The sequence below is a fragment of the Eubacterium sp. CAG:156 genome, assembly GCF_000434315.1.
Lineage (GTDB): Bacteria > Bacillota > Clostridia > Lachnospirales > Lachnospiraceae > Eubacterium_U > Eubacterium_U album.
In genome coordinates this window covers 1-1,019 of record NZ_FR878123.1, presented here as the reverse complement: position 1 = coordinate 1,019, position 1,019 = coordinate 1, and the positions used below count along the sequence as shown (strand labels likewise).

At 35.2% G+C, this 1,019-nt stretch carries 1 protein-coding gene; it reads right to left on the bottom strand.

The features are described 5' to 3' along the window. Positions 1-1,019: chitinase (locus ABMA45_RS01100; protein ID WP_348029879.1), on the bottom strand; the 1,019-nt coding region annotated here is incomplete at both ends.

The following is a 1,019-nucleotide window of genomic DNA, read 5'->3' as shown; positions in this document are numbered from 1 at the left end:
GTTGTTATCTCTGGTGTCTTTGTTGTTTCTTCTCCTGAAAGACTATCAAGGAATCTACCATTACTCTGTGCAAATAAGTTCTTATTCTGTGATGAATCCCAGTTAATTGACCATGTCATAATTCCTCTTAATCCAGGATGTGCATTGTTTAATTCTGTAAATGCACTCTGTAATGTTTCATTTGAAACCTGTCCGCTTCCTGCAGCACTTGCTGATGAAGGCACACCTATTACTACCTGATCAGGTCTAAGTGGTGCAAAATACTTTTCTGCTGTCTGTGACTTTGTATAATAGTTATTTACATAGAAACCGTTTAATAACATGTTGCACATTGCAACAATTCCTTCTTTTGTTCCCATGTTGTATGACTGATTATCTGTTGCAATCATTGGTGATGAATTGTAAAGCTGTACATGTACATATGTTGTTTCATTTCTAAGTGCATTTATCATTGGAAGATATACACCTGCTCTTGCATCACAGTACTGATTTATTCCACCATAGAACTGATATCCTAACTGTACGTAGAATGTTTCAGGTGCCCATGAGAGAATGAAGTCATCTCCATAACTGTTTACAATTGTTCTTATTGCATTAATCATGTTAACAATCTTTGGTGATGTTGGATTGTTAATGTCTGTATCTTTTCCACTTTCAAACTGAACTGATGACTGTTCAAGGTCAATGTCTATTCCATCAAATCCGTATTCATCTACAATTGATTTGATATCGCTTACAAACTGGTTAACTGCACTCTGTGATGTCAATGAGAAATATCCCTCATATCCACCTATTGAAAGTACAATCTTTTTACCCTGTGCCTGTAATGCTTTCACATCATTTTTGAAATCTGCCTTTGTATAGTCTGCTGTAAGTCCTGAAATATTGAATTTCATTTTTCCATCTGTGCTTCCTGCACTTACAGGTTCTGCAAATGATATATTTATTACATCCCAGTTCTTATCTACATCTCTTAACTTAATGAAAGGATTTCCTGAATTATCCCATGTATGGTAATA